This window comes from Streptomyces sp. Ncost-T10-10d, from assembly GCF_900091955.1.
Taxonomy (GTDB): domain Bacteria; phylum Actinomycetota; class Actinomycetes; order Streptomycetales; family Streptomycetaceae; genus Streptomyces.
This window is the reverse complement of sequence record NZ_FMDF01000044.1, coordinates 1-22891: the sequence shown is the minus strand read 5'-3', so window position 1 is coordinate 22891 and position 22891 is coordinate 1. Positions and strand designations below refer to the sequence as shown.

The window sequence follows — 22891 nt, the reverse complement described above, 5'->3', positions numbered from 1 at the left end:
GCCGTTGACTCACCCCGATCCGATTCCTACGGTTGTCCATAGGATTCCTTCGGCACCGGGAGCGCACATGAGCGGCATCGAGCAGGCGAGGAAGACCGCGGAAGGGCTTGAGCATTCCGCCGGTTTCGGCAATCAACACAGCTCGGAGGCAGTGCCGGGAGCGCTGCCGCACGGCCGCAACTCGCCTCAGCGCGCGCCCCTCGGGCTCTACGCGGAGCAGCTGAGCGGCTCGGCCTTCACCGAACCGCGGGGGCACAACCGCCGTTCCTGGCTCTACCGCATCCGCCCGTCGGCCGCCCATCCCCCGTTCGCCCGTATCGGCAACGGGGCGGTGCGCACCGCCCCGTTCACCGAGTCCGTGCCCGACCCCAACCGGCTGCGCTGGGATCCGCTCCCCGAGCCCGCGGCCGGGACGGACTTCCTGGCCGGTCTGTGGACCCTCGGCGGCAACGGCGACGCGACGCAGCGCACCGGTATGGCCGTGCACCTCTACCACGCCAACTCGTCCATGACCGAACGGGTGTTCAGCGACTCGGACGGCGAGCTGCTGATCGTCCCGGAACGGGGCGGCCTGCTGCTCCGTACCGAACTGGGCCTGCTGCGCGCCGAACCGGGGCACATCGCACTGATCCCGCGCGGCATCCGTTTCCGCGTGGAGCTGCTGGATGACACCGCCCGCGGCTATGTCTGCGAGAACTACGGCCAGCCGTTCGCCCTTCCCGACCTCGGCCCGATCGGCGCCAACGGCCTGGCGAACGCCCGGGACTTCCTCGCCCCCGTCGCCGCATACGAGGACGACGACCGCCCGGTGGAGGTGATCAACAAGTTCTGCGGGAACCTCTGGTCCGCGACCTATGACCACTCGCCGCTCGATGTGGTCGCCTGGCACGGCAACCACACTCCGTACGTCTACGACCTGCACCGTTTCAATGTCATCGGCTCGATCAGCTACGACCACCCCGACCCGTCGATCTTCACGGTGCTGACCTCTCCGTCCGACACCCCCGGTCTGGCCGGCGTCGACTTCGTCGTCTTCGCGCCGCGCTGGCTGGTCGGCGAGGACACCTTCCGGCCGCCGTACTTCCACCGCAATGTGATGAGCGAGTACATGGGCCTGATCGAGGGCGCGTACGACGCGAAGACGGCCGGCAAGGGCGGCTTCGTCCCGGGCGGCGGCTCGCTGCACAACATGATGTCGGCGCACGGCCCGGACCGGGAGACCTTCGACCGGGCGAGCGAGGCGGAGCTGAAGCCGCAGAAGATCGACGACGGTCTCGCCTTCATGTTCGAGACCCGCTGGCCGGTGACGGCGACCGGGCAGGCGGCGACGGCCGACCATCTGCAGCGTGGCTACGACGACGTGTGGCAGGGTCTGAGCCGCAACTTCAGGCCGTAGGCAACGACGCCACTTCTCGGCCCCGCGTCGTCGCGTCCGCTGTGTCGCAGTACGGAGAAACCAGGTGACCCAGGTGCCTCAGATGCCCAAGATGCCCCAGGGGCATGCCTTCGCCCCCGATTCACTGGTCCTGAACCGCAAACTGCCGCTGTGGTACCAGGTCTCGCAGTCGTTGCGCGCCTCGATACTGGGCCGCACCAAGGACGCATCGGCGCGGCTGCCGACCGAGGAACAGCTCGCCGCGCACTACGGCGTCAGCGTCCTGACCATGCGCCAGGCGCTCAAGGAACTGGAGGCGGAAGGGCTGATCAGCAGGCACCGGCGGCGCGGCACCTTCATCGAGCCGCGCGCCCGCCGGGTGTCACCGGTACGGCTGCTGGGCTCGATCGATGCGATCGTGGCCCAGCAGTCGGGCGAGCGGACCGTGGTCCTCGGCCATGGTCCGGTCGCCGTGCCGGGAGACCTCACCGAGTACTTCCCCGACTGTGCGGAGGTCGTCAGCTACCGTCGGCTGCGCCGTGACGGGGAGAGCGACGAGCCCACCAACTGGGCGGAGAACGCGGTGCATCCCGACGTCGCGGCCCGGCTCGATGTGGCCGATCTCGAACGCTGGCCGATGACCAAGGTGCTGCGCGACCGGGTCGGTGTCCGGATCGCGCGCATCACCGACACGGTCGAGGCGCGTCTCGCCGACCCGGCCACCGCCGGACTCCTCCAGGTGCCGCTGCTGAGCCCGGTCCTGTTCTACACGGGCGTGACGTACGACGAGAGCGGCCGGGTGGTGGATGTGGCGCAGATCCGCTACCGGGGCGACCGGTTCTCCTTCTCGGTGACGGTGGAGGCGCACTGACGGCCCGCCCTCCGGCGCCGTTACGATGCCGGAGGCGGCGTGGCGACGGGGAGGACGACACGGTGGCAGCACGGGCGGCGGCCGGAACCGGCGGGGACGACGACACCCCGCTGCTCGACGACCTCATGCCATGGTCCGTACGGCCTCTGCGGACCGGGCGCCCCTGGGTGACCGCCCCGGATGCCGGTTCGCTCAAGGCCCGTTGGGAGCGGCTGGCCCGGGCGGAGGCCGCCGAACGCGAACGGCTGTTCCGGCCCACCCGTTCCCGTACCCCGCAGACCGCGGTGGCGGCACTTCCCGGGCAGGCCACCTCCACCGGCCGGTTCGCCCGCGAGACCGGACCGTGCCCCGAGCCGGTACGGATCCTGCACGGCCCGTTCGACGAACAGTGGCTGCTCCCCGATCACCGGCTGATCGATGCCGCCCGCCCCGAGCTGTGGCGGGTCGCCGACGGGCACCAGCTCTTCGTCGTCGAGCACGGTTACGTACCGCAGGACACCGGTCCCGCCCTCTCCGTGACGGCGCTGTTGCCGGACGGTCACTCCCCCGCCGGCCGGCCGGGCCGCATCCGGCCGCTGTACCGGCGCCCCGGCGGTCTCGAACCCAATCTTGCCCCCGGACTGCTCGCGCTGCTGCGGGCCCGCCACGGGGACGCGGTCACCGATCGGTCCGTGCTGGCGTGGACACTCGCGGCGGCCCGCCCTTCCCCCGCCGGGTGCGCAGTGCCGCTGCCCGCCGAAACGGAGCGATGGTCGGCGGGGGTGGAGCTGGGGCAGGAGTTGCTGCGGTTGCAGCTGCGCGGCGCCCGGGGCGGTGAGCGCCCGCGGCTGCCCGGTGGGCGGCGCCCCTATGTGCGGGCCGCGGTTCCGCCCGTACCGACCGCCTTGGAGTACGACCCCGACGACGAGACGCTGACGCTGGACACGGGCCGTATCTCGCCCGTGCCGGCCGGGGCGTGGGAGTTCCGGGTGGGCGGGGTCCGGATGCTGGAGCTGTGGTTCGAGCGCCGTACGGCGGCGGCCGGAGCGCAGGACATGGACGGCCTGGAAGCGGTCAGGCCCCGGGCCTGGCTCCAGGAGTGGACCTCGGAGTTGCTGGAACTGATCACCGTGCTCGCCCTGCTCGACGGACTCCGGCCACGGCGGGAGGGCCTGGCCGACGGCCCGCAGATCACGGCCGACGACCTCCGCGCGGCGGGCGTCCTGCCGGTCCCGGTCACGGCCCGCCGGCCCGCATCGGTGCTCGACCATCAGGAGGAGGGCCCGGACGGGCAGTTCGCGCTGCTGTGACGGCGCGCCCCGGCCCCACTCGCTACCGGTCGAAGGAGTCCAGCACCCGGCGCAGCGCCCGGTCGAAGACCCCGTCCAGATCGATCGGCCCGGGGTCCTCGGCGAATCCCGCCGCCATCCGCGGATACTTCCCGGTGGCGATCTGGCTGATCAGATAGCCGGTGCGCACGGCGTGCTCCTGCTCCTCGGACCAGGGCAGCGACCGGCTGCGCTCCGCCGTGGCGATCTCGTTGGCCACATAGGTGGTGACCACACCGTTGACCATGGCGATGAGTTCCATCTTCTCGCCGAACCGTGCGTCCACCCCGTCCAGGCAGCTGAGCGAGTACTCCAGATACCGCAGGGAGTTCGGGCTGAAGCCGTACACGGGTGACATCAGCCGGGGCACCCAGGTGTGGCGGTGCATCATCCCGCGGGCCTGATGGGCCAGTGCGATGAGATCGGCGCGCCAGTCGCCGGACGGCTCCGGGAACTCGTACCCGCCGCTGACCGCGTCGAGCATCAGCTCGTACAGGTCCTCCTTGCGCGGCACGTAGTTGTAGAGCGACATCGTGCCGCAGCCGAGCTCCGCCGCGACCTTCCGCATGGACACCGCGTCGAAACCCTCCGCATCGGCGATGCGGACGGCGGCTGCCGCGATGTCGGCGCGACTGAAAGCGGGCCTGGGGCCGCGGCCCGCACGCTCGGGGCGCGCCCAGATCACTTCGGGTACAGCGGGTCGCCCCACCATTGATCACCACCTCTCCCACCATCGTAGTTACGTACACCGTACGTAGTGCGGTATGGTAAGCCGCATGACAACTACGTACGCTGTACTTAGTGAAGGTCTGGAGAAGCACTACGGAAACGTCCATGCGCTGCGGGGGCTCGATCTCGCGGTCGCCGAAGGCACCGTCTGCGGAGTACTGGGGCCGAACGGCGCGGGCAAGACCACCGCTGTCCGGGTCCTCACCACGCTGACGGTCCCGGACGGCGGAAGCGCCCGGGTGGCGGGCCACGACGTGGTGCGCGAGGCGGGCGCGGTGCGCGCGGCGATCGGCGTCACCGGGCAGAGCGCCTCGGTCGACGGCGAACTGTCCGGCCGGCAGAACCTGCGGCTCTTCGCCAAGCTGCTCCGGTTCCGCGGCGAGGCCGCGCGCACCCGCGCCGACGAACTCCTGGAGCGCTTCGAGCTGACGGAGGCCGCCGACCGCCCGGCCCGCACCTACTCGGGCGGCATGCGCCGCCGCCTCGACCTCGCCGCCAGTCTGCTGACCCGCCCGCGGGTGCTCTTCCTGGACGAGCCGACCACCGGACTCGACCCGCACAGCCGCAACCGGATCTGGGCGGCGGTACGGGAACTGGCCGGCCGGGGCACGACCGTCCTGCTCACCACGCAGTATCTGGAGGAGGCCGATCAGCTGGCCGACGACATCGTGCTGATCGATCAGGGCCGGGCCGCCCATCGCGGCACCCCCACCGAGCTGAAGGCCCGCATCGGCAGCTACGCCGAAGTGGTCGTCCCCCATGCATCGGCGCTGGTCCCGGCGGCAGGCGTACTCGACCAGCTCACCGGCACCGAACCGGTACTCGACCACGAGCGCCGCACCGTGGGCGCCGTCGCGACCGACACCACGCTCACCCTCCCCCGTATCGTCCGCGAACTCGACGCAGCGGGAGTACCGGTGATCGACGCGAGCCTGCGCCCGCCGACGCTCGACGAGGTCTTCCTCCGCCTGACCGACCGCGGCGACGGCCGCACCTCCCCGCCCCTGAAGGAGACGGCAGCATGAGCAGCACCGCACTGGCCCACGAGCAGTCTGTCGCGCCCGCCACAAGCACCCCGATCGCCGATGCCCTGGCCATGCTGGGCCGCCATCTGCAGCGGATCAAAGCGGCGCCGGGCGTAATGATCCTGACCCAGACCATGCCGATCACGATGCTGCTGTTCTTCGGGTACGTGTTCGGCAGCGCCCTGGCCATGCCCGGCCAGGAGTACCGCGCGTTCCTGGTGCCGGGCCTGCTGGCGGCGACGGCGGCCAACGGCATCATGGTCGGGATGTTCCAGGCCTCGCAGGACTGCCATCGCGGGGTGATGGACCGGCTCCGCACGCTGCCGATGAGCCGGGCCGCCGTACCGTTCGGCCAGACCGCCGCCGATCTGCTGACCACGGCCATCGGCATGATTCCGCTGATCCTGGTCGGACTCGCGGTCGGCTGGCGGATCGAGGGCGGTCCGCTCGCCGCCCTGGGCGCCTTCGGGCTGCTGCTGCTCCTGCGGTTCGCCACGTCGTGGCTGGGCTGCTGGCTGGGCCTGCTGATCCGCAACGAGGAGATCGCCGGCCAGCTGGGCAGCGCCACCTTCATCCTGCCGCTGCTGTCGAGTGCGTACATCCCGACCGACAATCTGCCGGGCTGGCTGCGGACGATCGCGGAGTGGAACCCGATCAGCACCATGGCCTCGGCCACCCGCGAACTGTTCGGCAATGCGTCCCCGGCCGCCGACGCGGCCTGGCCGGTCGCCCACCCGGTGGCCGGAACGCTCGCCTGGTCGGCGGTGCTCCTCGCGGTGTTCGTGCCGCTGGCCGTACGGCGTCACGCGCGCGGCGGCGAGTGACCGCGCGCCGCGCTCACCGGGGCAGCGCGGCGAGCCGGTCCGGAGTAGTGCCGAGCGGAAACAAAGACGTTACGTACGCGATAGGTACGAGTGGACGGACGTAACCGTCGGCGGTCGCCGTACCGACGCCCGGCGAACACACCGAAGCGCTACTGCAAGCCCCGGGGATGACGGGAGAGCAGACAGCAGCGCAGCGCCGGGACGGTGTGATCGCCTGCGCGGCCCCGAGCGGGGGGCCTGGGCGACGGACCCTGGCCGGGGAGCCCGGGCGGTGTACCGAAGTGCGGTCGTGACGGGCCGTCGAGTCAGTGGCGGCTGCCGAAGAGCGAGCGTCGCAGTCGCCGCAGCGGCGCGAAGAGCGAGACCCGCTCACTCTTGCTCCGGCGGCTGTGGGCGGCATCGCGCGAGGTGAGCTCACGCATCAGCAGCGTCGCCTCCGCGGCCTCCCGCTGTGGGACGGCAGGGCCGCCGAGCACCGCGAGATGGCGGTCGAGGCGCGAACTCGTCGCACTGCTCCCGCATGTGATGGCAGGCACACGTGGCCTGCTGCGCATCGTTATCTGTTCCATGTCACTCCCCACCCGTACGAGGGCACCCGGCCCGGGCAGGTTAACCCTATCCCCCCGCGACTACACCCGTGTATCCCGGTCGCAGGATTGAGCACACACATACGGAGGCTGACGACCGGCTCCCGAATCCGCCCGATTCCAGGGCGAGTTGGACAGAACGGAAGTGGTTCGGCCGCAATGGATCGACGGGGCGCCGGACGGAGACCCCTGCGGACGGGGTCCCCTACCCGTCAGGCGACTGAACGGGCCCGGCACATGCACTGGGTGGGGGTCAGGCGGCCGAGTTGAAGCCGGGCAGGTAGCCGCCCGACTGTCCGGCTGCGGTGGGGTGGTACGACTCACCGATGTTGAGCCAGTTGAGACTGTGCAGCCATGCACTTCCGGAGCAGATCTCGTGGCCGGTGAAGTTCCCCGTGACATCGACGAAGGTGAAGCCGTGGTCGGCGGCGCGCTTGGCGGTCGTCGTGTTGAGGTAGTCGGCGGCACCGTTGATCGCGGTGCGCACCTTGTCGCTCAGGCCGACGACACAGCTGCCACCGATCTTGTAGAAGCGCGGGTAGCCGAGAACGACGACATGAGCGGACGGCGCCTTGGTCCGGATCGCCGAGTACACCGAGTCGAGATTGCCGGGCAGGGTGGTGTCGACATAGCTGCGGGCCGTGGCGATCCGGCTGAGACAGGTGGCCTCCGACTGGAGGACACAGGTGGTCATGACGTCGGAGAAACCCGCGTCATTGCCGCCGATGGAGATCGAGACGAGGTCGGTCGAGGCGCTGAGGGGGCCGAGCTGGTTGGCCTTGACATCACCCGTACGGGCACCGGAGCAGGCGGTGAAGCCGAAGGACGACGGCGAGTTGGCGGCGGCCCAGAGTGCGGGGTAGGCCTTGGTGCTGCGCTTGCAGTCACCGCTGGCACTGTCGTAACTGCCGGATCCGACACCCGAGGAGTACGAGTCGCCGAGGGCGACGTAGTCGACGGCCTGAACAGACTGTGCGGCGTTGGCGGTGGCCGCTCCGGTCAGAGCGAGTACGGCACCGAGCAGGAGCGAGGACGAGAACGCCACGAGTCTGGACATCTTCATGGAACCTCCCTTGGACCGACCGGCAGGATCTCCGCCTGGTCTGCCGTGTCCGTGGTAGCAGTACCCACACCCCTACCGGAAGTGTCCATGCCAAGTTGGTCCAATGAGTTCTCCCGCGCGTCCCCCTGAGGTCGCGTCATGTCCGTGGTCCGCCCGCCGGAAGCAGGGAGAAAGGTGGCGAAACCTGGGTGCGCCGGGTGCCCCCTTGCCGGATCATGGGCGCCATGTCTGCCAACCCTGAGTCCGCTCTGCCGATCCGGCTCACCGTCGACGACAGCGATTCCCCGTCCGACGTCGTCGACGCGCTGTTTCTCGGCCGCTTCGCGACGGGCGAGCAGCCGTACTCGCACAGCTCCTCCCTCGACCGTGTCAAGGCCGGGGCCACCCTGCTGCCCCCGGCCGCCAGAGTGCTGCGCGCCGCCCGCGACGACGACCGCAGCGCCACGCTCGCCGAGGGCGACGGCTGGACGCTGCTCATCTCGCGGTGGAACCGCGGCGCCGATGTCACGGTCACCGCGACCAGCCCGGAGCTGGCGCAGAGGATTCTCGGCCAGGCGACGGACGGCGCCCAGGACGAACCGGAACCGCAGCCCGAGAATGTGACGATGGGCTTCTGGTACGTGTCCCCGCGCCGCGGCCCGTACCGCACCACCCGGCAGATCGCCGCCGGTACGTGGGACGAGGTCCGCAACAACTACACGGCACCGGTGGCCGATGCCATGGACCGGCTGATGAAGGTCACGCCCGACGACATCGCCGGCCGGCTGCTCCTGCTGCACGGCCCGCCCGGCACCGGCAAGACGTCCGCACTGCGCACGCTCGCGCGCTCGTGGCGGGACTGGTGCCAGGTCGACTGCGTACTCGATCCGGAGCGGCTCTTCAACGATGTCGGCTATCTGATGGACATCGCGATCGGTGAGGACGACGGCACGGCGAAAGGCCGTTGGCGGCTGCTGCTTCTGGAGGACTGCGACGAGTTGATCCGCGGCGAGGCGAAGCACACGGCGGGCCAGGCGCTGTCCCGGCTGCTGAACCTCACCGACGGGCTGCTGGGCCAGGGCCGCAATGTGCTGGTGGGCGTCACCACCAACGAGGACCTGGAGCGGCTCCACCCGGCCGTGGTCAGGCCCGGCCGCTGCCTCGCCAGGATCGAAGTGGGCTCGCTGACCCGCAAGGAGGCGGCGGCCTGGCTGGGTACGGAGGAAGGGCTGGGCCGCGAGGGCGCCACGCTCGCCGAGCTGTACGCGCTACGGCGGGGCAGCGGTCCCGCGTCGGTGCCGAAGCAGGATTCCGGTGCGGACGCGGGCCTGTACCTCTGAGCCCGGAAAAATCAAGCCTGTCCGGCGCTTGAGGGCAGGGTCCGGCGGCCGGCGCCGGACCCTGCCCCGCCTCGGTCCCCACTCATCGCGCCGCGTACGCCGCCCGCACCGCGTCCTCGGCCAGGGACAGCGCCGCGGCCCGGGACAGGCCCAGTCGCCGGGCCTGCTCCGCGTATTCCTGCGCCGCTGCCGCCGCGTGCCGGTCCGCCGCATCACCGGCAGCGGCGATGAACGTGCCATTGCGGCCACGGGTCTCGATCACCCCGTCGGCCTCCAGCGCCCGGTACGCCTTGGCGACGGTGTTCGCGGCGAGGCCGAGCTCCTCGGCGAAGCCGCGTACGGTCGGAAGTCTGAAACCGACGGGCAACGCGCCGGAGCGGGCCAGTTCGGAGATCCGTGTGCGCAGTTGCTCGTACGGAGCGGTACCGGAATCCGGATCAAGGGCGATCTTCAGGGTCACGCGCCGATTGTCCCCCACCACCGGGAAAATCAGCGGCGCCCGTGCGGGACCACGCGTAACGTCCGGCCCATGACTGTCCTCGTTCGCGACTTCCTGCCCGCCGACGCAGAGGCCTGGGTGCGGGTCCGCCGCGCCGCACTGCCCTACATGGTGACGACTCCCGAGCAGGTCGCCTTCGATCTGGCCGCCGCCCATCCCGACAAGCGCTACCGGCTGCTGGTCGCCGAGGAGGACGGCGAGCTCATCGGGACCGCGCAGGTCGGTCTCGTCCACGACAGCCCCGAGCCCGGCCAGGCGTTCTGCAATCCGTACACGCATCCGGACCGCACCGGGCACGGGGCAGGTGGGTTGCTGCTGAGCACGGCCGAGGAGTACCTCGCCCGGGAGGGCGCGCTCGCGCTGTACACCTGGGTGCTCGACACCCCGTCGAACCGCGCGTTCGCCGAGAAGCGCGGTTACGCGCCGAGCCGCTCGGCTCATTTCCTCCACCTCGATCTGACCAACGGCTCACTGCCGCCCCGTCAGGAGACCCCGGCGGACGTCGAGCTGTGTACCGCCGCGGACTTCGCGGACGATCCGCGCCCGCTCTTCGAGGCGGACGCCGAGACCACGGCCGACGAGCCGAGCGACACCCGGGCCGAACTGTCCGACTACGAGGACTGGCTGAATCAGATCTGGCGCCACCCCGGGCTCGACCACGAGTTGACCTCGGTCGTGGTGGCCGACGGGAAGGTGGTGGCGTTCAGCGCGGCGCAGACCGACGGTCTGACCCGCTACATGTCGGGGATGACCGGAACCCGCCGGGCGTACCGCAACCGGGGCCTGGCCAGGCTCGCGAAGAACGACTCGCTGCACCGGGCGCGCGCCGCCGGGTACACGGACGCGTACACCGGCAATGACGCGGACAACGGTCCGATGCTGGCGGTCAATCGATGGTTCGGCTACGAGATCTGTGCAACGGAGGTGCGGTATGTCCGCAAGTTCGGCTGAGACCGCACTGGTGGTCGCCCTGGTGAAGGCCGGGCGGACCAAGATCCGCTACCCGGCGGATGTGGTCCGCGACGACGGCACCCGGGTGACGGTGCGTGCGCCCTGGGCGGCGCCGGGGGTCCGTGACTTCGGCTTCGTACGGTTCGAGCCGGGCGATGTGTTCACCGAGCACTACTGGCGCGACCGCTGGTTCGCCGTGAAGGAGGTCCGTACCGGCACGGGCGAACTCAAGGGCTGGTACTGCGACATCACCCGTCCCGCCGTGCTGCGGGACGCGGAGCTTCTGGTCGAGGACCTGGATCTCGATCTGTGGGTGTCGGCGGACGGCTCGTCCGTACTCCGGCTGGACGAGGACGAGTTCGAGGAGAGCGGTCTCGCCGAACGCGATCCGGCGGCGGCCGACGCGGCCCGCCGGGCGCTGGACGAACTGGAACACCTGGCCCGCGCGGAGGGCCTCGCGACGTTGCTGGTCTGACCGGCTTCCGGATTCCGGGCGGACCGCTGTACGGTCCGCCCGGGCCCCGTCCACCGCTTGCGTCAGCCGTCAGCCGTCGGCCGTCAGCTCGATGGCCGCAACGGAACAGAGGTTTGGCACGGCGAGGACCACAGGACACGGAGGCCGTGTCCGTCGGCGCATCCAGGGAGAGCGCGCCCGGTCTGTGCCGAATTGCCGCGAGTCCGGCCCGGCCCTACCGCCGGAACGGCACGACGGACACCCCTGACTGTCGGAACGCAGCTCCCGTGATGACCAGTTGATCTACAGTTCTCAGGTCAGTTCCCCACCCGGTGACCTGAGAAGGAATCACGGATTATGCCCAGTGAGACGTTCGAGTTTCAGGTGGAAGCGCGCCAGCTTCTGCAGATGATGATCCACTCGATCTACTCGAACAAGGACGTGTTCCTGCGCGAACTCGTCTCCAACGCCTCCGACGCGCTCGACAAGTTGCGCCTCGAAGCACTCCGCGACGACTCGCTCGGCGCGGACGTGTCCGACCTCCACATCGGCATCGAGACCGACAAGCAGGCCCGTACGCTGACCGTGCGGGACAACGGCATCGGAATGTCGCACGACGAAGTGGTCCAGCTCATCGGGACCATCGCGAACTCGGGCACGGCGAAGTTCCTGCGCGAGCTCAAGGAGGCCGAGGACAGCGCCGCGGCCGAAGGGCTGATCGGCCAGTTCGGTGTCGGGTTCTACTCCAGCTTCATGGTGGCCGACGAAGTCACGCTGCTCACCCGGCGCGCGGGCGAGAGCCAGGGCACCCGCTGGACGTCGACCGGCGAGGGCACGTACACGATCGAGACCGTCGACAGCGCTCCCCAGGGCACCTCGGTCGTCCTCCGGCTCAAGCCGGAGGACGCCGATGACCGGCTCTACGACTACACCTCTGCCTGGAAGATCAGGGAGATCGTCAAGCGGTATTCGGACTTCATCACCTGGCCCGTCAGGATGGCTCCGGAGACCGCGGCCGCAGACGCCGCAGCGACCGCGGACTCCGGGGCAGCGGCCGACGACGCCCCGCGCGAACCCGAGACCCTCAACTCGATGAAGGCCCTCTGGGCGCGCTCGCGCGACGAGGTCACGGACGACGAGTACCACGAGCTGTACAAGCACATCAGCCACGACTGGATCGCCCCGCTCGAAACCATCCGGCTGCAGGCGGAGGGCACCTTCGAGTACCAGGCACTGCTCTTCATCCCGTCGCACGCGCCCCAGGACCTGTTCATGCAGGGGTACAAGCGCGGTATCCAGCTCTATGTGAAGCGCGTCTTCATCATGGACGACTGCGAAGCGCTGATGCCGCCGTACCTGCGCTTCGTCAAGGGCGTCGTCGACGCTCAGGACCTGTCGCTCAACGTGTCGCGCGAGATCCTCCAGCAGGACCGCCAGATCCAGTTGATGCACCGGCGTCTGGCGAAGAAGGTGCTGTCGACGGTCAAGGACATGATGTCCGCCGACCCGGAGCGCTACGCCACGTTCTGGCGGGAGTTCGGCCGTGTCCTCAAGGAGGGGCTGCTGAGCGACTTCGAGAACCGCGATGCCATCCTCGGTGTCGCCTCCTTCGCCACGACCCACGACAAGGACGAGCCGACCACGCTGCGGCAGTACGTGGAGCGGATGAAGGACGGCCAGGAGCACATCTACTACCTCACGGGCGAGTCCCGGCAGGCCATCGAGAACTCCCCGCACATGGAGGCGTTCCGGGCCAAGGGCGTCGAGGTGCTGCTGCTGACCGATCCCGTCGACGAGGTGTGGGTCGAGGCCGAACCCGAGTTCGACGGCAAGAAGCTGCGGTCCGTCGCCAAGGGCGAGGTCGACCTCGGCACCGAGGAGGAGAAGAAGGAGGCCGCGACCGAGCGCGAGAACCGTCAGCAGGAGTACGCGGATCTGCTCGCCTGGATGACGGACCGGCTGGGCGAGACCGTCAAGGAGGTACGACTCTCCTCGCGCCTCACCGTCTCGCCCGCCTGCATCGTCTCGGACACGCACGATGTGACGCCGGCGCTGGAGAACATGTACCGCGCCATGGGCCAGCCCGTCCCCCACGTGAAGCGCATCCTCGAACTCAACCCGGAGCACCCGCTGGTCAGCGGTCTCAACCGGGCACATGCCGAACGCGGCGAGGATGCCGCCACCGGCCTGGAGGAGACGGCCGAACTCCTCCACGACCTGGCGCTGCTGGCCGAGGGCGGCGAACTGGGCGACCCGTCGCGCTTCGTCAGACTGATGGCCGACCGCCTTGAGCGCACCCTGTGAGCCGAGGCAACGACACCCCGGACAGCCCCCGCGGGCTGTCCGGGGGATCAGGGCCGGACAGGCCCTGAGGGCTGTCCCGTAGTTGGGGATGCAGCCCGCGCCGGAACTCCCCGGTCCTTCATCTGCTGCACCACGCGGCGGCCGGTCCTGCCGGTGGCACCAGTCACCGGAATCGTGCCCCGTCGGCCGACCCGGACCTGATCATCCGTTCCGGTGGACCTGCCGCTCGCGCTGCGGAGCGGTCGCCGGCACCTACCGCACCGGCCGGTTCACGAAGGTCCGAGGAACGGCCTCGATCGGACGACGGGACATCAGCTTCCGAAGCCGAGGCCGAGCCGGTCGAGGGTCTTGAGCCAGAGGTTGCGTCGCCCGGAGTTCTCGTCCGCGCGGGCGAGAGACCACCTGGTGGCCTGGATTCCCGCCCATCGGACCGGTTCCGGCGGAAACGGAAGGGGCTTGCGCCGCACCATCTCCAGTTGGGTCCGCTCGGTGCGCTCGCCCGCCAGCAGGTCGAGCATCACCTCGGCACCGAAGCGGGTCGCGCCCACGCCGAGACCGGTGAATCCGGCCGCGAAAGCGACCCGGCCCCGGTGAGTGGTGTCGAAGAACGCGGAGAAGCGGGTGCAGGTGTCGATCGCGCCGCCCCAGGCGTGGGTGAAGCGCAACCCTTCCAGTTGCGGGAAGGTCCGGAAGAAGTGCCGGGCCAGGGTGGCGAAGGTCTCCGGCCGCTGGTCATGCTCGGCACGCACCCGGCCCCGATAGTGGTAGAGGGTGTCGTAGCCGCCCCACAGGATGCGGTTGTCGGTCGAGAGCCGCACGTAGTGGAACTGGTTGGCCGCGTCGGAGAATCCCTGCCGGTTGCGCCAGCCGATGGAAGCAAGCTGTTCGTCCGTCAACGGTTCCGTCATCAGCGCGTAGTCGTACACGGGGACGGTGTAGAGGCGGTGCCGCTTGACCAGGGAGGGGAAGGCGTTGGTCGCGAGGGCGACCCGGTTGGCCAGGACGCGTCCGTAGGGGGTCCGCACCATGATCCCCGGGCCGCTCTCCTCGATGGCCGTTGCCCGGGTGTGCTCGTGGATGCGTACGCCGAGGTCCAGACAGACCTGCTTGAGGCCCCACGCGAGACGTGCGGGGTTGAACAGGGCGGGAGCGCCCGATCCGGACTCAGCCGGCCTCCCCGCCCGCCCGGGGCAGCCTGGCCTCGACGGCGTCGAGCAGCAACTCCAGCGCGAACGGATAGCCACTGAGCATCATGTCGACCGCCAGCAGTTGCGCGGTGGCGGCGATGTGGGGATAGGCGCTCGCATCCAGGCGCCCGTAGCGGTCCTGCCACACCTGGAGATCGGCCGCCTGCGCGGGAGCCGGCAGGGCGAGCGCCGCCGCGTCCAGGGCCGCGAAGGCGAGCGCCTGGTCCACGAAGGCGTGATAGATCCGCACCGCTTCCCGGTCGCCGAAGCCCGCCGACCGCAGCACGCCGAGGACCCTCTCCACGGCCCGCATCTCGTTGTCCCGCCCGGTCGTCCGGTGCGCCGCCAGCAGGGCGGCCTGCGGATGCGCCTGGTACGAGGCGTGGACACGCAGACCCAGCTCGCACAGGTCGGTACGCCACTGGCCGGTGGACCGCCAGCCGAGCTGGGCACGGCCGATGAGCTCGTCGGCGACCGCCAGCAGCAGGTCGTCGGTGTTGCGGAAGTACCGGTAGAGCGCACTGGGGTCGGCGCCCAGCGCCGCTCCCAGCCGCCGGACCGTCAACGCGTCCGCACCGTGCTGACCGACCAGCCGCAGGGCCGTCTCCACGATGACCTGCTCGGAGAGCACCATGCCCTGCTTCGTCGGCCTTCTGCGCCGCCGCTGCGGCTCCGGAACCACACGCTCATTCATGGCGCGGAGCTTATGACAACGCCATTGACGTGTGAAGGGGGCAGCGGTTTCATGGCCTGCCATCCGGGCCCTCCGCCCACCTTCCCCTGCGCAAGGCGACGATCCGTTGGTGGTACCAGTGACAAGTGCAAGCACCACGCCGATAAGAAACGCCCAGGCCCCCGAGGCCACGATGCGGAAATCCATAGGCGTCGTCGACGGCATCGTCCTCGCCGCGTCGAGCACCGCGGCGACCAGCAGCATCGGCATCGGACTCGGTCTGATGGCGAGCATCGTCGGCCTGCATCTACCGGCGATCATGCTGCTGGCCTTCCTGCCCGTGCTCGGCATAGCCGGCGGCTATGGGCGGCTCAACCGCGTCGAACCCAACGCCGGCAGCAGCTACAAGTGGGTCGGCGACATCTTCAGCCCCTGGCTGGGATTCCTGATCGGATGGGTCAACGTCGTCGGCACCATCGTGTTCATGGCCTACACCACCACCGTGACGGGCTCGGCGACCATCCAGCTCCTCGGCCAGGCCTCCGTCCACAGCGTCGCCGGTCTCTCCCTCGATCCGGACTCCACCCTCCAGTCCACCCTGCTCGGCATGGCCGTCCTGGTCGCCGCCGCACTGGTCGCCGTCCGCGGACTCGACCTCGCGGCGCGTCTGCAGAAGTACCTGTTGATCTTCGAGTACGGCGTGCTGCTCGCCTTCTGCGGCTACGGTCTGTTCGCCGGGGACCAGCCCTTCTCGCTCCAGTGGTTCAACCCCTTCGACATCCCCTCAGCCGCGGCCCTCGCCCAGGGCATGGTGCTCGCGGTCTTCTGCTACTGGGGCTTCGAGTCGGTCTTCAGCGTCGGTGAAGAGGTCAGTGACCCGCGGGACGCCTCCCGCGGCGGATTCATCGCCCTGACCGTCATGCTGCTCCTCTTCCTGCTCGCCGGCACCGCCTTCCAACGGGTCCTGCCGCTGGACGAACTGGCCGACAACGGCGCGCAGGGACTTGCCTACTTCGGTATGAAGCTTGCCGAACAGCCGCTGGCCGCACTGCCGCTCATCGCCCTCACGTTCTCCGCGGTGGCGTCCCTCCAGGCCTCGGTCATCCCCACCGCGCGCGGGATGTACGCGATGGGCCGCGACGGCGTTCTCGGTCCCGTCTGGACGCGGCTGCATCCCAAGCACGGGACCCCCGCCGTCGGCACCCTGCTGATCACCGCGATCGCCCTGGTCCTCGCCACGGCGGCGCTGGTCATCCCCACCGTCAACGACTTGATCTTCGCCGCCGTCAACGCGATCGGCATCGTCGTCGCCCTCTACTACGCCCTCACCGCCGCGGCCGCCGCGGTGCGCTTCCGCCACCTGTTGCGCACGTCACCGCTGGAGGCCCTGCGCGCCGTCGTCGGACCGGTGCTGGGCGCGCTCGCGCTGCTCGCCACCGGCGGCTACCTCACCTGGACCTTCTACCGCTCCACCGATCACTTCGAAGTCTCCGCCGACAACGGCTGGTTCGCACTGCTCGTCCCGGTCCTGATGATCGGTTCCGGACTGCTGGCCGCCGCGTGGGCCCGCTGGCACCGCCGGTCGCCCTACTTCATCGGTACCCATGACACCGCCGTCTGACCGGCGCCCCGCTGACGCGCGGCGCGGACCGCGGCACCTCGTTCCCTCCAGCGGTCCGTTCGCGGCCGCCGACCCACCAGGAGCACCTTCCATGACCAAGGCCGATCTGGTCTTCACCCAAGGCCCCGTGCACACCGGGGACTCCGCCCGCACCCGGGCGAGCAGCCTCGCCGTCACAGGGGAGCGGATCTCGGCCGTCGGCCATGACGAGGTACGGGAGCTGATCGGCCCGAAGACCGAAGTGGTCGACCTCAGGGGCAAGCTGCTGCTTCCCGGCTTCCAGGATTCCCACATTCACGCCGTCTACGGCGGCCTGGAGCTCGCCGAGTGCGACCTCAGCGGCACCGTGGGAGTCGACGAATACCTGCACCGCCTCCGCGAGTTCGCCCATGCCCACCCCGACAGCACCTGGATCACCGGTGGCGGCTGGTCCCTGGAGAGCTTCGAGGGCGGCCTCCCGACCCGGCAGCTGCTCGACTCGGTGGTACCGGACCGGCCGGTGTACCTGGTCAACCGCGACCACCACGGTGCCTGGGCCAACACCCGCGCGCTCGAACTCGCGGGCATCACCCGGGACACCCCGGACCCCGCCGACGGCCGGATCGAACGGGAGGGCGACGGCACACCGAGCGGCGTCCTCCAGGAAGGCGCCACCGGCCTGGTGGCCCGGCTGGTGCCCGAGAAGACCGCCGCCGACCGCCTCGACGGCCTGCTGCGCGCGCAGCGGCTGCTCCACTCGCTCGGGATCACCGGCTGGCAGGACGCCCTGCTCGGCGTGTTCAACGGCCAGCCCGACCCCTCCGACGCATATCTCACCGCCGCCCGCGGGGGAACTCTCACCGCCCGGGTCAACGGCGCGCTCTGGTGGGACCGCGGCCGGGGCTCCGACCAGATCCCGGAGCTGGTCTCCCGCCGCGAGGAACTGGCCCACGGCAGGTTCCGGGCCGGCTCGGTGAAGATCATGCAGGACGGCATCGCGGAGAACTTCACCGCCGCGATGACCACCCCCTACCTGGACGGCTGCGGCTGTGCCACCGCCAACAGCGGCCTGAGCTTCGTCGACCCGGTCGCGCTGCGCGCGTACGTCACCGAGCTCGACGCGCTCGACTTCCAGGTGCACTTCCACGCCCTCGGCGACCGCGCGGTGCGCGAGGCACTGGATGCGATCGAGGCGGCCCGCACCGCCAACGGCCGCCGTGCCACCCGACACCACCTCGCTCACCTGCAGGTGGTCCACCCCGACGACATCCCGCGTTTCGCCAGGCTCGGGGCGATAGCCAACATCCAGCCGCTCTGGGCCTCGCACGAGCCGCAGATGGACGAGCTGACCATCCCCTACCTGGGCCCCGAGCGCGCCGCCTGGCAGTACCCCTTCGGTTCCCTGCTGCGGGCCGGCGCGACGCTCGCGGCAGGCAGCGACTGGTCCGTGAGCAGCCCCGACCCGCTCGCCGGAATCCATGTCGCCGTCAACCGGATGCAGCCCGGGGCAACCGACGGCCGGGTCTTCCTGCCCGAACAGCGGCTCGACCTCGCCACCGCCGTCGCCTCCTACACGGCGGGGTCGGCCCACGTCAACGGCACGGACGACGCCGGTACCCTGCGGCCGGGCCACCTCGCCGACCTGGTGGTCCTCGACCGGGACATCTTCACCAACCCGGCCGAGGAGATCCACACGGCCCGGGTTCTGCAGACCTACGTGGGGGGAGCGCTGGTGCACTCCGCCTCCTGACGGCCGCGCCAACGGTCCCCGGCCGCCCCCGGGGACACTCCCCCGCGCTCGCCCGCGCCCGGCGCGACGAGGGCATCGGCCTCCTCCTGTCCGCCACGGCCTCGCGGTCGTCCGGCACATCACCGACGAGACGGCCTCGCCGGGGCGGAAGGATCAGCGAATCCGGTCCCACGACACCGTCCTGAGCAGCCCCGGCGTCCCCGCACGCGCCACCCGGCCCCGGGGCCGCGGCCCCGGACGAGGTCCGGCCCGTATTCGGCGGATGACGCCGCGCGCCCACCCGACTCCTCCGATTCATCGCAAAGGACCCTCACATGACCGACCTCACCGACCTCGCCCATCTGCCGGCGACCGAGGCCCTGCGCCGCTTCCGTGACCGTTCCCTCTCGCCGGTCGAGCTGATGACCGCGATCATCGCGCGTGCCGAAGCCGTCGAGCCGAAGGTCAACGCCCTTGCGGAGCAGACCTTCGAGGAGGCACTCGCCGCCGCCCGCGAGGCCGAAGCCCGGTACGGGGGCAAGGGCGAAGCACCCCGTGCGCTGGAGGGCCTCGCCGTCGCGACGAAGGAGGAGCAGCCCATCGCGGGGCGCCTCAGCACGGACGGCTCCCTGGCGTTCCAGGGGGAGATCGCCGAACAGACGCACCCGGTGATCGAGCGGGTCCAGGCCGCCGGCGGCATCGTGCACGCCCGGACCACGACCCCGGAGTTCAGTTGCGCGGGATACACGCAATCACGGCTGTGGGGCGTCACCCGCAACCCGTGGAACCCGGAGTTCACCCCGGGTGGCTCCTCGGGCGGCGCGGGCGCCGCACTCGCGGCGGGCGAGACGACGCTCGCGACCGGCTCCGACATCGGCGGCTCGATCCGCATCCCCGCTTCGTACACGGGCACGGTCGGCTTCAAGCCGCCGTACGGGCGCGTGCCGGCGATGACGCCGTTCAACCTCGACACGTACTGCCACGACGGCCCGATGGCGCGCACCGTCGCCGACTGCGCCCTGCTGGAGAACGTCATCGCGGGGCCGCACCCGTTGGACGCCGTCTCGCTGCGGTCCGAACTCGTCCTGCCCGAGCGGTTCGAGAGCGCCGAAGGCCTGCGGGTGGCGCTCTCGGTCACCCTCGGGGACTGGCCGGTCGACCCCGAGGTCGAGGCCAACACCCGCGCGGTCGCGGAGGCGCTGCGCGCGGCCGGTGCCATCGTCGAGGAGGTGGAAGTCCCCATCATGCGCGCGGACGTGATGCGGGCAGCGATGATCCACTTCGGCTCGATCTTCGGCCCCTACATCGCCTCGGTCGCCGCCGAGCACGGCGACCAGCTCACCACGTACGCACTCGACTTCGCCCGGCGGGCCGCCGAGGCCGTCCGCGAGCCCGGCAGCTTCCTGCAAGGTCTTGAGATCGAGGCCGCGGTGCAGACTACGCTCGGCACGCTGCTGGACCGCTACGACGTCCTGCTGTGCCCGACGACCGCCGTCCCGGCGCTCAGGGCGGACGACGACCACCTCTCGACCAAGGTCGTGATCAACGGCGTCGAACTGGACTTCTATCTGGAATCCGCGATGACCACAGCGTTCAACATAGCCAGCCGCTGCCCGGTGCTGAGCGTGCCGTCCGGTTTCGCCTCGACCGGAGTACCGACGGGGGTGCAGGTCGTCGGACGCACCTACGACGACGCCACGGTGTTCCGCGTCGCGGCGGCGATCGAGTCCGTCCGGCCCTGGAGCAGTGTTCCAGTTCTCTGACGTAGCGTCAGGGCACTGGAACCACGGACTGGTTGTTCTGTCGCGGAAGGCCAGACACACCCGGCAGGTCGCCACCCTCGCATCGAGGCCGACCCGCCACCGGTGCGGAACACCGGTCCCCCGAGGCTGCCGCCGTCCCGCTCGACGGGGGCTACGCGAAATCGTTCCGGACCGGACCTGACCTGAACGCCCTTTCAGTCCCGGCGCCAAGCCCATACGTCGGTGTTCGGCGCCGGGGCCTGGGGCGCGGGGCGGATCTGCGGGACTCCGGCGACCAGCTCCACCTCGTACCCCGCCGCGTCCTCCAGGTAGGCGGCGATGTGCCCGTCGCCGCCCGCGTGCGGGTACCGGTCCGGGAAGAGCGGCCGCCAGCCGTGTTCCGGGGCCCTGGCCACCAGTGCGTCGAGGGTGGCGCGGTCCCGGACATGGAACGCCAGGTGATTGAGTCCGGGGTGGCAGCGGTCGTGCGTCCCCCCGGTCAGGTCGGGTGACCGCTCGACCACCACATAGCTGTCGCCGCGCCGCCAGCTCCGCCCGTGTTCCCAGCGCTGGTACGGGACATGGCCCAGCTCGCCGAGCAGCCAGCCCCACCCCTGCTCGGCCGCCGGCAGATCGGGCACCCACAGTTCGATGTGGTGCACCCCGCCAGTGCGGGCCCCGCCGGCCGGCAGCGGGACGGCGCGGGGGATCGCGTGCGGCTGGTATGCCACGGTGTCGCCGTCCTCGTGCCAGTGGATCAGGAAGTGCTCCCCCGCGCGGTAGCCGTCGAGTCCCGCGCGGCAGTAGGCGACGATGTCGTCCGGGAGGGCGTCCAGCGGGAACCATGTCAGCTCGGAGCACTTGTCCGGTTCGCGGTTGTACGGCGGGCGGGCGGGGTCGTACTCCGCCTCGAAGAACCAGCCGGTCCTGGGACTGCCGCCGGGGCCCCGGTGCTGCATGACCAGGGCGACCCGCAGTTCGTCCGGGCCGAGTTCGACACCGATCTCCTCGGCGGCCTCGCGGATCATCGCCTCGCGGACGTCCTCGCCGTCCTCGACATGTCCGGACGGTCCGTTGAACAGCCCGTCCGCGTAACCGGTATTGGCCCGGCGGGCGAGCAGGACGTCCGGGCCGCGGCGGAGGATCAGATGCACATCGACGACCTCGGTGTGCCGGTGCGGCGGTTCGGCGCGGGCCACCAGGGCGTAGCGCTCGTCGTCGACCTGCTTGCCCCACAGGGTCGGATCGTCGGAGAGCCGCTCGTGGTGGATGCGTTCGGTGAGCCCGGAGAGAAGTCCGGTCAGCCGCTCGGCGGAGAGGCCGACGCCGCCCCAGACACCTTCGATCAGGATCAGCCGGCCGCCGGGCCGCAGCAGGGTGAACCAGTGGCGCAGGACTGCCGCCGGATCAGGCAGCAGAAACACGACATGCCTGGCCAGGATCACGTCGAACTGCTGCTTTCCGACCGGTGGTTGGGCCGCGTCTCCGAGAAACACCCCGGTACCCGTCCCGGCGAGCTTGGCCCGCGCCTGCTCCACCATGCGCGGCGACCGGTCGACGGCGGTGACCCGGTGCCCCTGCCCGGCGACGAGCAGCGCAAGGCTTCCGGTGCCGCATCCCAGGTCGAGCACCTCCGAGCGCTCACCGGGCAGCCAGCTCTCCAGCCGCTGCGCCCAGGCGTGCCGGACCGCCGGGTCGAGCAGACCGTGATCGGGCTCCTCGTCGAAGGAGTCGGCTGCGGAATCCCAGTCGATCGTCGTCATGAGCCGATCGTGCCATCCCCCATCGACGGAGTCGATCAGTCGGCCGGCCGCTTGCGGTAGTGGAAGCGGTCGTACACGCCGTCCACACGGCGCTCCACCAGCTCGTACCCGTAGCGCGGGTAGAGCTTCTGGTTCTCCCACATCAGGGCGTTGGTGTAGAGCCGGATCTCGGGGAGGCCGAGGCTGCGGGCGTGCGCGTCCACGTGGGCGAGCAGCCGCCGGCCGACTCCCCGGCCGGCCGCGTCCGGGTGGACGGCGACGGACTCCAGGAAGAGGTGGTCGTCGTGCGGTACGAGGACCAGCACACCGATGACGTCCGGGACCCCTGTCACGTGCACCCGGCCCGCGGCGACATCCGCCGCGTGGTCCGCCTCCATCGGTGCGGGTACGAGACCGATGCGTTCGATGTAGTGCCGGTAGGCGGCGTCGGTGACGGCCCGCACGGCGGGGACGTCGGCCGGGGTGGCGAGGCGGATCTCCTCGGAAGCTTCAGCGGTCATGTACGCACCATACGGCCGGCTGTTCTCCATCGTTGCTGAGCGGGTCCTCAAGGCGGTCATGACGATCGCCGTCACCGCGCTCAGCAGCCATTTCGGAGGCGGGAACGGCCGGCTTCGCCTCCGCCCGGACGTGAACCAGTACGGGCGCGAAGGTCACCGAGGCCGCTCCGGCGGCCGGATCCGAGGCCGCTCCGACCGAGGTGACCGCGCCCGAGCCGGACAGCGCCACCACCCCCGCCCCGGCGGGCGAGAGCCTCGCCGAGACGGGTGGTGACGGCAGTACCCGTTACCTGACCATCGGTGGTGCGGCCGCACTGTTCGCCCCGGTCCGCCGCCGGGCCGCCGTCGGGGCCGGCACCGACACTGAGCACCTGGGGCGAGTCCGCGGG

At 70.5% G+C, this 22891-nt stretch carries 19 protein-coding genes and 2 pseudogenes; 13 read left to right on the top strand and 8 right to left on the bottom strand.

The features are described from left to right. Positions 1 to 67: 67 nt before the first annotated feature. From hmgA to GA0115254_RS05065, 3 genes are all read left to right on the top strand, one after another. The gene (hmgA, locus tag GA0115254_RS05075) at positions 68 to 1396 is read left to right on the top strand and encodes a homogentisate 1,2-dioxygenase (RefSeq protein ID WP_093894073.1); all 1329 of its coding nucleotides are present in this window, start codon (positions 68 to 70) and stop codon (positions 1394 to 1396) included. An 82-nt stretch (positions 1397 to 1478) separates the two neighbouring features. Then, positions 1479 to 2246, top strand: coding sequence for a GntR family transcriptional regulator (locus GA0115254_RS05070; RefSeq protein ID WP_093894167.1), 768 nt, complete (start codon positions 1479 to 1481; stop codon positions 2244 to 2246). Positions 2247 to 2308: 62 nt separating this feature from the next. Beyond that, on the top strand, positions 2309 to 3535 hold the full coding sequence (locus GA0115254_RS05065) for a type ISP restriction/modification enzyme (protein ID WP_093894072.1): 1227 nt from the start codon (positions 2309 to 2311) through the stop codon (positions 3533 to 3535). 22 nt (positions 3536 to 3557) lie between these two features. Here the strand turns inward: GA0115254_RS05065 and GA0115254_RS05060 are convergent, their stop codons facing one another. Beyond that, positions 3558 to 4265: a TetR/AcrR family transcriptional regulator gene (locus GA0115254_RS05060; protein ID WP_093894071.1), complete on the bottom strand. Its 708-nt coding sequence runs from the start codon at positions 4263 to 4265 to the stop codon at positions 3558 to 3560. 64 nt (positions 4266 to 4329) lie between these two features. Here GA0115254_RS05060 and GA0115254_RS05055 point away from each other — a divergent pair, with 64 nt between their 5' ends. Together GA0115254_RS05055 and GA0115254_RS05050 are read left to right on the top strand one after the other, a co-directional pair. Continuing rightward, positions 4330 to 5307, top strand: coding sequence for an ATP-binding cassette domain-containing protein (locus GA0115254_RS05055; protein ID WP_093894070.1), 978 nt, complete (start codon positions 4330 to 4332; stop codon positions 5305 to 5307). A gap of 71 nt (positions 5308 to 5378) precedes the next feature. Continuing rightward, positions 5379 to 6131, top strand: a complete 753-nt coding sequence (locus GA0115254_RS05050) for an ABC transporter permease (protein WP_256102403.1) — start codon at positions 5379 to 5381, stop codon at positions 6129 to 6131. A gap of 305 nt (positions 6132 to 6436) precedes the next feature. On the opposite strand, the gene GA0115254_RS05045 is transcribed toward GA0115254_RS05050, so the two are convergent. After that, the gene (locus tag GA0115254_RS05045) at positions 6437 to 6700 is read right to left on the bottom strand and encodes a hypothetical protein (protein WP_093894068.1); all 264 of its coding nucleotides are present in this window, start codon (positions 6698 to 6700) and stop codon (positions 6437 to 6439) included. A 271-nt stretch (positions 6701 to 6971) separates the two neighbouring features. Continuing rightward, positions 6972 to 7781 carry an SGNH/GDSL hydrolase family protein gene (locus GA0115254_RS05040; RefSeq protein ID WP_093894067.1) on the bottom strand — a complete coding sequence of 270 codons (810 nt, stop codon included), beginning with the start codon at positions 7779 to 7781 and terminating at the stop codon, positions 6972 to 6974. A gap of 224 nt (positions 7782 to 8005) precedes the next feature. Here GA0115254_RS05040 and GA0115254_RS05035 point away from each other — a divergent pair, with 224 nt between their 5' ends. After that, positions 8006 to 9100, top strand: a complete 1095-nt coding sequence (locus GA0115254_RS05035) for a DUF5925 domain-containing protein (RefSeq protein ID WP_370740828.1) — start codon at positions 8006 to 8008, stop codon at positions 9098 to 9100. Between the two features lie 82 nt (positions 9101 to 9182). Here the strand turns inward: GA0115254_RS05035 and GA0115254_RS05030 are convergent, their stop codons facing one another. Further along, positions 9183 to 9560 (bottom strand): GntR family transcriptional regulator, encoded by a 378-nt coding sequence (locus tag GA0115254_RS05030; protein WP_093894065.1) that lies wholly within the window; start codon positions 9558 to 9560, stop codon positions 9183 to 9185. 69 nt (positions 9561 to 9629) lie between these two features. Between GA0115254_RS05030 and GA0115254_RS05025 the strand changes: the two genes are divergently transcribed. The 3 genes from GA0115254_RS05025 (at position 9630) to htpG (ending at position 13308) form a co-directional block, all read left to right on the top strand. Continuing rightward, positions 9630 to 10550 carry a GNAT family N-acetyltransferase gene (locus GA0115254_RS05025; protein ID WP_093894064.1) on the top strand — a complete coding sequence of 307 codons (921 nt, stop codon included), beginning with the start codon at positions 9630 to 9632 and terminating at the stop codon, positions 10548 to 10550. Then, positions 10531 to 11025, top strand: coding sequence for a ribonuclease FAU-1 family protein (locus tag GA0115254_RS05020; RefSeq protein WP_093894063.1), 495 nt, complete (start codon positions 10531 to 10533; stop codon positions 11023 to 11025). The genes GA0115254_RS05025 and GA0115254_RS05020 overlap by 20 nt, the downstream gene beginning before the upstream one ends. A 336-nt stretch (positions 11026 to 11361) precedes the next feature. After that, a complete protein-coding gene (gene htpG / locus GA0115254_RS05015; RefSeq protein WP_093894062.1) occupies positions 11362 to 13308 on the top strand; it encodes a molecular chaperone HtpG in 1947 nt (648 codons plus the stop codon). A gap of 311 nt (positions 13309 to 13619) precedes the next feature. Here the strand turns inward: htpG and GA0115254_RS05010 are convergent. Both GA0115254_RS05010 and GA0115254_RS05005 read right to left on the bottom strand, forming a co-directional pair. Further along, positions 13620 to 14453, bottom strand: a pseudogene (locus GA0115254_RS05010) (NAD(P)/FAD-dependent oxidoreductase); the annotation flags it as partial. A 19-nt stretch (positions 14454 to 14472) separates the two neighbouring features. Further along, positions 14473 to 15189: a TetR/AcrR family transcriptional regulator gene (locus GA0115254_RS05005; RefSeq protein WP_093894060.1), complete on the bottom strand. Its 717-nt coding sequence runs from the start codon at positions 15187 to 15189 to the stop codon at positions 14473 to 14475. Between the two features lie 172 nt (positions 15190 to 15361). Here GA0115254_RS05005 and GA0115254_RS05000 point away from each other — a divergent pair, with 172 nt between their 5' ends. From GA0115254_RS05000 to GA0115254_RS04990, 3 genes are all read left to right on the top strand, one after another. Continuing rightward, positions 15362 to 16789 (top strand): APC family permease, encoded by a 1428-nt coding sequence (locus GA0115254_RS05000; protein WP_093894059.1) that lies wholly within the window; start codon positions 15362 to 15364, stop codon positions 16787 to 16789. A 91-nt stretch (positions 16790 to 16880) separates the two neighbouring features. Beyond that, the gene (locus GA0115254_RS04995; RefSeq protein WP_093894058.1) at positions 16881 to 18518 is read left to right on the top strand and encodes an amidohydrolase; all 1638 of its coding nucleotides are present in this window, start codon (positions 16881 to 16883) and stop codon (positions 18516 to 18518) included. A 314-nt stretch (positions 18519 to 18832) separates the two neighbouring features. Beyond that, the gene (locus GA0115254_RS04990) at positions 18833 to 20260 is read left to right on the top strand and encodes an amidase (protein WP_093894057.1); all 1428 of its coding nucleotides are present in this window, start codon (positions 18833 to 18835) and stop codon (positions 20258 to 20260) included. A gap of 194 nt (positions 20261 to 20454) precedes the next feature. Here the strand turns inward: GA0115254_RS04990 and GA0115254_RS04985 are convergent, their stop codons facing one another. Beyond that, entirely contained in the window at positions 20455 to 22002 is a 1548-nt protein-coding gene (locus GA0115254_RS04985) for a trifunctional class I SAM-dependent methyltransferase/NUDIX hydrolase/VOC family protein (RefSeq protein ID WP_093894056.1), read from the bottom strand. Between the two features lie 35 nt (positions 22003 to 22037). Continuing rightward, positions 22038 to 22502, bottom strand: a complete 465-nt coding sequence (locus tag GA0115254_RS04980; protein WP_093894166.1) for a GNAT family N-acetyltransferase — start codon at positions 22500 to 22502, stop codon at positions 22038 to 22040. A 200-nt stretch (positions 22503 to 22702) separates the two neighbouring features. Here GA0115254_RS04980 and GA0115254_RS04975 point away from each other — a divergent pair. Beyond that, a pseudogene (locus GA0115254_RS04975) lies at positions 22703 to 22891 on the top strand (hypothetical protein); the annotation flags it as partial.

What these genes read in the sequence shown, in the direction of transcription:
- hmgA (WP_093894073.1), top strand. Translation starts at nt 68, where the DNA reads ATGAGCGGCATCGAGCAGGCGAGGAAGACCGCGGAAGGGCTTGAGCAT.
- GA0115254_RS05070 (WP_093894167.1), top strand. Translation starts at nt 1,479, where the DNA reads ATGCCCAAGATGCCCCAGGGGCATGCCTTCGCCCCCGATTCACTGGTC.
- GA0115254_RS05060 (WP_093894071.1), bottom strand. Translation starts at nt 4,265, where the DNA reads ATGGTGGGGCGACCCGCTGTACCCGAAGTGATCTGGGCGCGCCCCGAG.
- GA0115254_RS05055 (WP_093894070.1), top strand. Translation starts at nt 4,330, where the DNA reads ATGACAACTACGTACGCTGTACTTAGTGAAGGTCTGGAGAAGCACTAC.
- GA0115254_RS05050 (WP_256102403.1), top strand. Translation starts at nt 5,379, where the DNA reads ATGCTGGGCCGCCATCTGCAGCGGATCAAAGCGGCGCCGGGCGTAATG.
- GA0115254_RS05045 (WP_093894068.1), bottom strand. Translation starts at nt 6,700, where the DNA reads ATGGAACAGATAACGATGCGCAGCAGGCCACGTGTGCCTGCCATCACA.
- GA0115254_RS05040 (WP_093894067.1), bottom strand. Translation starts at nt 7,781, where the DNA reads ATGAAGATGTCCAGACTCGTGGCGTTCTCGTCCTCGCTCCTGCTCGGT.
- GA0115254_RS05035 (WP_370740828.1), top strand. Translation starts at nt 8,006, where the DNA reads ATGTCTGCCAACCCTGAGTCCGCTCTGCCGATCCGGCTCACCGTCGAC.
- GA0115254_RS05025 (WP_093894064.1), top strand. Translation starts at nt 9,630, where the DNA reads ATGACTGTCCTCGTTCGCGACTTCCTGCCCGCCGACGCAGAGGCCTGG.
- GA0115254_RS05020 (WP_093894063.1), top strand. Translation starts at nt 10,531, where the DNA reads ATGTCCGCAAGTTCGGCTGAGACCGCACTGGTGGTCGCCCTGGTGAAG.
- htpG (WP_093894062.1), top strand. Translation starts at nt 11,362, where the DNA reads ATGCCCAGTGAGACGTTCGAGTTTCAGGTGGAAGCGCGCCAGCTTCTG.
- GA0115254_RS05005 (WP_093894060.1), bottom strand. Translation starts at nt 15,189, where the DNA reads ATGAATGAGCGTGTGGTTCCGGAGCCGCAGCGGCGGCGCAGAAGGCCG.
- GA0115254_RS05000 (WP_093894059.1), top strand. Translation starts at nt 15,362, where the DNA reads ATGCGGAAATCCATAGGCGTCGTCGACGGCATCGTCCTCGCCGCGTCG.
- GA0115254_RS04995 (WP_093894058.1), top strand. Translation starts at nt 16,881, where the DNA reads ATGACCAAGGCCGATCTGGTCTTCACCCAAGGCCCCGTGCACACCGGG.
- GA0115254_RS04990 (WP_093894057.1), top strand. Translation starts at nt 18,833, where the DNA reads ATGACCGACCTCACCGACCTCGCCCATCTGCCGGCGACCGAGGCCCTG.
- GA0115254_RS04985 (WP_093894056.1), bottom strand. Translation starts at nt 22,002, where the DNA reads ATGACGACGATCGACTGGGATTCCGCAGCCGACTCCTTCGACGAGGAG.
- GA0115254_RS04980 (WP_093894166.1), bottom strand. Translation starts at nt 22,502, where the DNA reads ATGACCGCTGAAGCTTCCGAGGAGATCCGCCTCGCCACCCCGGCCGAC.